The 9,361-nt window shown below is 32.5% G+C and carries 9 protein-coding genes; 5 read left to right on the forward strand and 4 right to left on the reverse strand.

The genetic code is table 11. The features are described from left to right. The first annotated feature begins 163 nt into the window (after window positions 1-163). Window positions 164-757 (forward strand): TetR/AcrR family transcriptional regulator, encoded by a 594-nt coding sequence (locus BPMYX0001_RS28030; protein ID WP_006097534.1) that lies wholly within the window; start codon window positions 164-166, stop codon window positions 755-757. Window positions 758-1,005: 248 nt separating this feature from the next. After that, window positions 1,006-1,701 carry a YqeB family protein gene (locus BPMYX0001_RS28035; RefSeq protein WP_006097535.1) on the forward strand — a complete coding sequence of 232 codons (696 nt, stop codon included), beginning with the start codon at window positions 1,006-1,008 and terminating at the stop codon, window positions 1,699-1,701. A 547-nt stretch (window positions 1,702-2,248) separates the two neighbouring features. Here the strand turns inward: BPMYX0001_RS28035 and BPMYX0001_RS28040 are convergent. Then, entirely contained in the window at window positions 2,249-3,487 is a 1,239-nt protein-coding gene (locus tag BPMYX0001_RS28040; protein ID WP_018767729.1) for a cytochrome P450 family protein, read from the reverse strand. A 415-nt stretch (window positions 3,488-3,902) separates the two neighbouring features. Here BPMYX0001_RS28040 and BPMYX0001_RS28045 point away from each other — a divergent pair, with 415 nt between their 5' ends. From BPMYX0001_RS28045 to BPMYX0001_RS28055, 3 genes are all read left to right on the forward strand, one after another. Then, window positions 3,903-4,232, forward strand: a complete 330-nt coding sequence (locus tag BPMYX0001_RS28045) for a PadR family transcriptional regulator (RefSeq protein ID WP_016132913.1) — start codon at window positions 3,903-3,905, stop codon at window positions 4,230-4,232. After that, window positions 4,229-4,954: a VanZ family protein gene (locus tag BPMYX0001_RS28050; protein WP_016132912.1), complete on the forward strand. Its 726-nt coding sequence runs from the start codon at window positions 4,229-4,231 to the stop codon at window positions 4,952-4,954. The genes BPMYX0001_RS28045 and BPMYX0001_RS28050 overlap by 4 nt, the downstream gene beginning before the upstream one ends. A gap of 169 nt (window positions 4,955-5,123) precedes the next feature. Further along, on the forward strand, window positions 5,124-6,554 hold the full coding sequence (locus BPMYX0001_RS28055; protein ID WP_006097539.1) for an IS4 family transposase: 1,431 nt from the start codon (window positions 5,124-5,126) through the stop codon (window positions 6,552-6,554). Between the two features lie 448 nt (window positions 6,555-7,002). On the opposite strand, the gene BPMYX0001_RS28060 is transcribed toward BPMYX0001_RS28055, so the two are convergent. The 3 genes from BPMYX0001_RS28060 to BPMYX0001_RS28070 all read right to left on the reverse strand — a co-directional run bounded on the left by BPMYX0001_RS28060 (window position 7,003) and on the right by BPMYX0001_RS28070 (window position 9,290). Then, window positions 7,003-7,797 carry an N-acetylmuramoyl-L-alanine amidase family protein gene (locus tag BPMYX0001_RS28060; protein ID WP_006097540.1) on the reverse strand — a complete coding sequence of 265 codons (795 nt, stop codon included), beginning with the start codon at window positions 7,795-7,797 and terminating at the stop codon, window positions 7,003-7,005. 525 nt (window positions 7,798-8,322) lie between these two features. Then, the gene (locus tag BPMYX0001_RS28065) at window positions 8,323-8,673 is read right to left on the reverse strand and encodes a YunG family protein (RefSeq protein ID WP_033799517.1); all 351 of its coding nucleotides are present in this window, start codon (window positions 8,671-8,673) and stop codon (window positions 8,323-8,325) included. A gap of 113 nt (window positions 8,674-8,786) precedes the next feature. Then, window positions 8,787-9,290 carry a GNAT family N-acetyltransferase gene (locus BPMYX0001_RS28070; RefSeq protein WP_006097542.1) on the reverse strand — a complete coding sequence of 168 codons (504 nt, stop codon included), beginning with the start codon at window positions 9,288-9,290 and terminating at the stop codon, window positions 8,787-8,789. Window positions 9,291-9,361: the final 71 nt, after the last annotated feature.

Raw genomic sequence — 9,361 nt, forward strand, 5'->3', positions numbered from 1 at the left:
CGTTTTATGGATACACTTTTTTAGCTTGATGGCGATGTGGTGGGCCCCCAATTAGATTTGACAAGAATAGGAAAAGGATATAAAATTCAATTAATTGAACGTTCAATCAAAAAAATGAATGTTCAATTAAAAATAGTGAACAATTTATAAGGTGGTGATTCTTATGGAAGACAGGCAATCTTTTATAACAGAAGCAAGAAGAGAACAAATAATTAAGGCCGCTGTTGAAGTTTTAAGAGAAGTTGGGTATGTAAGTACAAGTTTGTCGAAAATAGCAAAAAAAGCAAACATAAGTACAGGGTTAATTTCTTATCACTTTTCTGGTAAAGAAGATTTGATGAACAATACTTTAATGTATTTAGTTGAACAAGAATGGTTATTTATTAATGCAAGAGTTAGTCAAAAACAAGCATCTACAGAAAAATTAAAAGCATTTATCGAAGCAAGTTTAGCTTATCAGGTTATAAACCGAACAAATAATATCGCTTTAATTGAAATAGTTTTTAATGCACGAACACCAGATCATATTCCTTATTATTTACTAGAAGACGATGAAGAAGATTTAATAAAGGGTTTATTACAAGAAATTCTCTTACAGGGGCAGGAATCAAAAGAATTTGGAGATTTTAATATTCAAGTGACCGCAACAATTATTCAAGGTTCGATATCAGAATCTTTGATATCGAACCAAAGTAAAATGAGTTTAGAAAATTATAGTGAAGAATTGATAAAAAGCATATTGAAAATAGTTAAATAATGAAAACAAAAAATCATTTATATATAAGTTAATAAAATGACATAAAAACCCCTTTCTTTTTAGGGGAGGACGAGAGCAGCTGGCCGTTCAGAGAAGCGGTCAGGGCCTTTTCCTGACACATGCGAGGTTTAAAACAAAGAGAGTAAACCAGTAGCGGCCATGTTGTATTCTGCATATCTGCGACTTATATGTCGATATATAATTCCAAAATATTGTTTATAACTAATTTAATAGAGAGGATAGAGATTATGATAGAAAGCGAAACATTTCTTGGACATAGTAAGCCCCAAAAAGTAATTATTGTTTTAGTACCCATGATATTAGGTGGTTTGATTGGTTGGTTTGTTCCCATCATTGCCAATTGGATACTAAAACTTCCAGTAGTTCCAATGGAGAAGTTGATTTTACTCATTACATTCTTTAACAGCTTATGGGTTTCAAGTATTGCCACCGTTATTGGAACAATAGCAGGTTTATTATTGGGTTTTATTATTTTAAATGAGAGTATCGAAGTCACAATTTCCTACAATAATTTGCAACTAAAATTTGGAGAAAAAATAATTATCATTGATAAAAAGGACATTTTAGCAATCTATATAGAAAATAAGCATTTAATTATCCTTGGGCAAAAGAGTAATGAATTATATAGAGAAGTTATTGAAGTGAAGAAGGATACTGTACGAGAAGCTTTTAATAAGCATCAATATTCATGGAATGAAACTGATCCATTTGGTAGCGAATATGAGCGATGGGCTTTAGGACATACTGATTTTCCCGAAAAAATTAATGTATTACTTTATGCTAGAGACCGTGCATTGAAAGAAAAGAAAAAGGCAGATGCTAAATATCTACGAGAAGATTTAGCTCAGTTAGGAGCTGTCATTAGAGATGAAAAAAATGGTCAGTACGTGAGACTTGCCCAAAATGCTAATTTTGATGTTTAGCATTTAACTCGATTTAGGTAAGACTATTTTCTATACTCCTTATCAATTTGAGTAGTAATTGTGCGCTATTTTTAATCGAACTTTATTTCAAAGTAGCTGATCTTCCATGGTAATAGATAAAGGAGGTGGGTTTACCGTCTTCTTTTTTTGCAATTTGTTACTGTGTAAATAATCCTTAGCGTGGCTATTCTCCGAAATGCTGGCGATGCCTCATGTCCATCAAGCTAAGGATTTGGAACCACCCAAAAATGAAAATTTTACCTTTTTACAGTTATTTATAGAATTCGGCTCATTTTTTTCGTTTTTGGGGGACAATTAATTTCTTAAGTTGATGGGCATGGGGTCCCGCCAACCAAATGACATAAAACCTACGTTAAGACAATTTTTGGAATAAAAAACTACCTTTTCTTACACTAAGCAATTTTTCACTTATAAAAAGCCGATTTCCTATGAAGTGCACCCCGATTGTTAGACACAGTCTAACAATCGGAGGTGCACTTCATGGAGAGCGGCTTTTTAACTTACCATTTATTAAAAATTATACTAATTAAAGTTGTAAAGGTAATTCTTCTAATGACCTCATTAGATAGCTTTCTTTCCATTTCACTTGCTCTCTTTCACCTTGAATCTGTAAATTTGGCATACGGCGTAATAATGTAGAAATTGCGATTTTTGATTCTAAACGAGCAAGTGATGCTCCAAGACAAAAGTGACTACCATAACCAAATGCAATATGACGATTATTTTTTCTTGTAACATCAAAAACATCAGCGTTTGAAAAAATTTTTTCATCACGGTTAGAAGATGCTAGTGAAATAATAATCCTATCTTTTGATTGAATATCTTGGCCATGCATTGTAAACGGTTCTGCTGTCCAACGTATAGTAGTTAATTCAACGGGGCTGTAAAATCGTAACGCTTCTTCAATAGCTGAATCGATTAAATCAGGGTTTTGAAGAAGCTTTTGTAATTGAACTGGATGCTCTAACAATGCTAGTGTCATATTGGCAATTAGGTTTACAGTTGTTTCATGTCCAGCAACAATAAGCAACGTAATTGTCGAGTATAACTCTGATGCATTTAATTTTATTCCTTCACTTTCCGCTTGTATTAGTGCACTGATTAAATCGTCTGTAGGATTTTTTCTTTTTTTATAAACTAAATACTGTATATATTCAGCGAATTCTTCTAATTTTTGATTATTTTTTTGAACATCTTCTAGTCGAAGTGGAGTATCAATGATCGCCTGTGACCAAATTCTAAATTTATGCTGATCTTCAAGAGGAATTCCTAACATTTCACTAATTACCATAATGGGTAAGGGAAAGGCATAATCGTTTACAAGATTTATTGAATGAGTGTGTTCAACTTTATTTAATAGAGCATCAGCGATATGTTGAATTCGACATTCAAGTTGCAAAATCATCTGAGGAGTAAATGCTTTTTGAACAAGTGACCGTAGACGGTGATGGTCGGGGGGATCTGAGTTTAACATATGATTTCTTAAAAGCTCCCTATTTTCTAGCGAAAAAGGAACTTTAACGTCCTCTTTTTTACTAAATACATTCTCAAAATTTTTCATTAATCTTGCATCTTTTAATAAAGCCATAGCATCTTCATATCTCGTAATAAGCCACCCTTGTCCTTGTTCGCATAGAGATAAAGGATAAACAGGTTGAAAGGCACGTAGTTCTTTGTAAATATCGTATGCTTTCTGTTTAAACATTGGAGAAGCTAATTGTGTTTCTGCCAAGAGACTAAAATTTAGTTCGTTTTTTGAAATCATCAATATAACCTCCATTTTTACAGACTTATTGGGTAACTCAACTCTTAATTTGCATTATAACCCATTTAAATTCAATAACGTAAAGAATATTCAGATAAAATATTACTTTACTTGGTAAAATAAATAGAAAAATTCTGAGATATTTACCTCGTTTAGTCATTTGAATATCACTTATAAGGGGTCCCGCCCCCATCACCATCAAGCTAAGAAAAACAAATACCCCAAAACGAAAATTTTCTTCGTTTTGAGGAACTATCAACTTAAGATAAGTGTATTTATCCAAAACAAGTAAAAAGAAAAATTTATACAGCTAGGATCTTAATAACATCTTTCATAATGAAAGATGTTATTTTCTATCTTCATATGTTGTTTTACGACATATGTCGTGTTACGATATGTTTTAGGAGGTGAAAAAATGGACAAAGAAATGATGAAGGGAAGCATTGATATACTTGTACTCTCTATAATTTCTCACCATGATACTTACGGTTATGAAATCATTCAAAAACTTAAAGTACAAAGCAATGACGTTTACCATATGAGTCAAGGCACACTATATCCAGCACTCAAACGAATGGAGCAAAAAAATTTGATTGAATCATACTGGGGAGAATCAGAAAGTGGAATGAAAAGGAAATTTTACCGTATTACTAAGGCTGGAAAGCAGGAACTAGAGAAGAAGCTGGATTATTGGGGACAAATCACTGCACTTATTCAAGCTTGTCGGAAAGGAGAATTCGCATGAAAGAGTTTGAAAATTACATAGAATGTATTGTAAAAAAGACTAATCTAGATAGGTCAGCCCGTGAGGAACTAGCTATAGAATTACTTGATCATCTTATTAGTTTAAAGGAAGAGTATGTTAAACAAGGAATGTCTATAGAGCAAGCAAAACAATTGGCGATACAACATTTTGGAGAACCAGATTCTATTGGAGGGGAGCTTCAAAAATCTATTTTTCCATATGAAAAATTCATAAAGCGTTCTGCATGGTCTCTATTTGTTCCTTATATATTATTCTTTATTTGGTATCAGTACTTAGGAAATAGCGTTGGTCGTGAGTGGTTTCTTAGGATTATTGAGCAATTTTCAAGAAATCATGATGTAATGTGGTTGCTTCGCACTTTTATTGATATTACACCTTTCTATACCCTTTTTCTATATAACATACCTGGTTATTGGATAGCTCATGCAGTTAAACCAATTATCTTATTGATTCCATTGGGATTTTTAATTCCTATTCTATTTCATAGGTTCCGCTCTTCTAAAGCAGCTTTTATGCTCTTTGTTAAATTAACTTTAAGCATTGAGTTGTTGTATATTGTCATGTTAGTAGGTACTTTTGACACTACTAGTATTATTTTTCATTTGGTTGGCCTCTTAGTTGGGTTTATGGGATGGAAATTACTACAGAAACTGCAGATTAAAAAATTCCTTACACCATCTAATATGAACTATGTGAAGTGAAAATTTTATTGTGATTAATTCATAGAGGATCTTGGAACCAAATAAAAAATGTACAAGAATCTAAAAATGTTTTGTCTTTATTATTCAGGTAGCAATTTAGACTATTCCTTATATGTAAAAAAACGCTATTCTTTTGTTAACCACATACACGAAAGGATGGCGTTTTTGTATGAATTTATCGATTTTAGATGAACTAGAATTGTTTTCTAAAGAATTACAACGATATATGTCACCACATGTTTTAGAACAGTTAGCTAGAGAGATAGGATTTGTTCAAAGAAAAAGTAAATACCGTGCTCAAGATTTAGTGGCTCTATGTGTTTGGTTAAGCCAAAATATAGCTCATACTTCATTGACACAATTATGTAGTCGCTTAGAAACGAATACAGGTATTTCTATGAGTCCAGAAGGACTCAATCAACGATTTAATTCTCAGGCTGTGCAGTTTTTACAACAAATATTAACCTATTTACTCCACCAACAACTCTGTACATCTAGTAAGATTTCAACTTTATATACAAACCATTTTCGCAGTATTCGTGTATTGGATTCTACACATTTTCAGATTCCAGATAAATTTGCTTCTACATATCAAGGTTCAGGAGGTAGTGGTCATAGTGCTGGTGTGAAAATTCAACTAGAGTACGATTTACTTAGTGGTCAGTTTTTACATGTTCATGTAGGGTCTGGAAAGCACAATGATAAAAATTATGGTTCTACTTGCTTAACGTCTCTTCAACCGCACGATGTATGTATACGTGATTTAGGATATTTTGATTTGAAAGATCTGCATACGATAGACGAGTGTGGTGCTTATTTTATTTCTCGATTAAAGCTCAATACTCGTATATATCAGAAGAATAGAGAGCCTGAATACTTTCAAAATGGAACAATAAAAAAACACTCTGAGTACGTCCAACTAGATATGGAGCAATTTATTGACCAATTACAGTCTGGTGAAACATATGAGATTCCTGAGATTTATATTGGAATGTATCAAAAACTTCCTGCAAGACTTATTCTGTATAAATTAACTGAAACGCAAATGAAACGTAGACAAAAGGACTTAGCATCTAAAGAGCACAAGAAGCAAATCACCTATAAAGAACGCAGTAAGCGACTTAGTGCAATCAACTTCTACATTACGAATATCCCTTCGGAATACCTACCAAGGGAACAAGTATACGATTTTTACTCCTTACGATGGCAAATTGAATTGATATTTAAAACATGGAAATCATTTTTTCGTATTCATCATTGTAATTCTGTAAAATTAGAACGGTTAGAATGTCATTTATATGGACAATTAATTAGTATCCTTCTTTGTTCCTCCACCATGTTTCAAATGCGTCAATTACTCCTCACCAAGAAGAAACGAGAGCTGAGTGAATATAAAGCGGTTTATATTATTAAAGATTACTTTCTACTTCTTTATCAAGCTCTACAAAAAGATACTCAAGAACTATCAAAAATCTTGCTTCGTTTGTTTAATTTTTTGCAGAAAAACGGAAGGAAATCTCATCGATATGAGAAGAAAACAGTCTTTGATATATTGGGTGTCATATACACTTGTTTCGTTACTCATAATCATGTAGCTTAATTAAAAAAATGAAACCCGTTAGGGTTTATTTGGTATGCAGATTTTTAGATAGCTGATATCACCTCTTTAGAAAACAGAAAAAATCTAGTTGAACGGACTTTTACTTAATCTTAGGTTGATGGGCATGGGTCCCGCCCCACATCGCTATCAAGCTAAGGTTTTAATATACCCCCTAAATAAAAATTTTCTTTCTCTACAGATAGTTATTTTCAGAAGTCCGCTTATTTTTTTCGTTTTGGGGCGTTTATTTTTCTTAAGTTGATGGACGTGGGGTAGCACCACATCGCCATCAACTTAAGAGTACTTACTACCCATTATTGTTATAAAAGTTATTCTTCCTAGATTAATCAGAGGGATGAAAAAAAACACCCTCACAGGTGTCTTTTTTCATTATAGAAATATCTTAAAATAGATATCTGATGTCATTTATTCAATAAAAAACCCTTTGTTACATCATAACGCCATTATCTTTGAATGAATACCATTTACCATCAATGAAATGTTTTCCTACTGCCATTGCACCATTAGATTGTAAATAGTACCAATTTCCATTATCTTGTACCCAACCTGTTTTCATTGTGCCATCTGCATTCATATAGTACCAATTATCCTTATCTTGTACCCAACTTGTTTGCATCTTAGCACCAACAAAGTAATACCAGCTTCCTTGATAACTTAACCAGCCATTATAAGCACCTCCGTTATCTTTGAAATAATGCCACTGATTATTAATTAAATTCCAACCCGTTACCATTGAGCCATCAGGAAGGAAATAATTACCTTGTAGGAATTCTCCTATCCAACCTGTTCGCATTTTCCCTTTACTAAATCCATCTAAATAATATGTTTTATCATTATATTTAAGATAGCCCATGTGTAGATTTCCGCCTTCGAGAATGTAATACCAATCTCCCTCATATTGAACCCATCCCGTATTTGTATACAGTGCACCGTCTGTTCCTAATAAGTAAGCTCCATTTTCATCTTCAATATAGCCCATTTTCATTTTTCCGCTTGCATCAAAGTAGTACCATTTTCCTCCATCTTGTAGCCATCCTGTTTTCTTCATACCCTTTTGATCATAGAAATACCATGTTTCTCCGTCTTTTACCCAACCACTTTGTTGCATTGTCTGTTCTGCTTTTGGAGCGTCCTGCTTCATATTATCTTGTTTTTCTGCATGTGATACTGCAGGAACGATAAACATTGTAGACATCAAAATTGGTAAAATAGCTTTCTTCATTTTCTATATCCCCCAAATAATGTGTAATTTTAGTTTTTATTTCCACAAACAGAATTATATTATAATATTTAAATATAATCAATAGTTTTTGTAACAAAAATGTAATATTTTTTAATTTAACGAAACAAAATATCCATTAATGTAATTATTGTTACTTTTCAGTTACAGTGTAGGTATCATTACATATCTATCAACTTAAGGGATTAATTGTCCCAAAAACGAAAAAGATGAGTCGAATTCTCATAAATAACTGTAAAAAGGTAAAATTTTCGTTATGGGGGGTGACCTGTTTTCTTAGGTTGATGGCGATGGGGTACCGCCAGCATTTTAGAAAAAAACACGCTAAGCAAAAAATACAATAAGCTGCCCATATGGACAGCTCCTTTACATAATTCTCGAAAGCGGAAGTTAAATATTTAACTCAAAGTTTTGAAAGAAAAAACAGCTAAACTAAAAAAAGAATTGGAATACGAAGAATAACATTAAAAAAAACTACGAATAAAAATATTCGAAGGAAGGTAATTACTATTCATTTGTTATTTTTTCGTTTACTCTTTGCTTTAAATAATTATATTGTTTGTCATTTGTATCTGCAAAAGCTTCTTCTCTATTAGAAGGAACATCCATATATTCGATAGAACTAGGAAATTGACTTTCTGTAAAATCATAACGTTTTTCATTGATTTCATTATAAAAATGCCATCCTTCTTCAAGTTCTGTCTTTAATATTTCTCCTCCATACAAATCATTTATCACTAGTGCTGTTACACCACATTGTCCCATTGCAGGATTGTTTAAAGTCCACTTAGAACTTGATTCTATCGACCAAGATTGAAGTAAAATATTTTTTATGTTTTCCCCTTCGAAAAATAACATTTTCCCATCTCCTATATTAAATATTTATTTACGGAACTTACTTGCAAATATTCATCACAGAAATAAATACCAATAATGTTGTTTAAAAACTATCTCTCTTTTCAAATAAAAAACTAAATAAATTTATAATAAATAACCGTTGCATCAAATTCACCATTCGGAGAAATTGCATACCCCGGTATTTTGCCGGATTCTTGATAGTCTAATGACTTGTACAATCTATTGGAAGGATCTCCTTCTCTAGTATCTAATACTAAAAGAGACCTACTTTCTTGTTTTGCTCTTTCTTCTGCTTTTTGCATAAGTGAACGTCCAATACCGTTACGTCTAAAGCTAGGATGAGTCATTAACTTGCAAATTTCAGCTCTGTGGATTCCATTCGGCTTTGTAATTAAATGCAATTGAACACTGCCTGCCACTTTATTGTTTATTTTGGCAATAAACAATATCACCTCTGGTGCTAAAACAGTTTGCCAATACTTTGTCGATTCTTCTTGTTCCAGTGGAGGTAAAAAACCTATTGACGCTCCATCATCTACTACAGTTTTCAAAAGTTCAGAAAGCTCTTCAATATCTTTATCAAGTAGTTTAATCTCTTTTATTTCTAGATTTTGCATTACTTCTCCCCCTTTTTCCTAATTGTACCATTCGAAAGAAGTGATATGTTGTGTAATTTTGGTTGTATATC

The sequence above is a fragment of the Bacillus pseudomycoides DSM 12442 genome (assembly GCF_000161455.1).
Taxonomy (GTDB): Bacteria; Bacillota; Bacilli; order Bacillales; family Bacillaceae_G; genus Bacillus_A; species Bacillus_A pseudomycoides.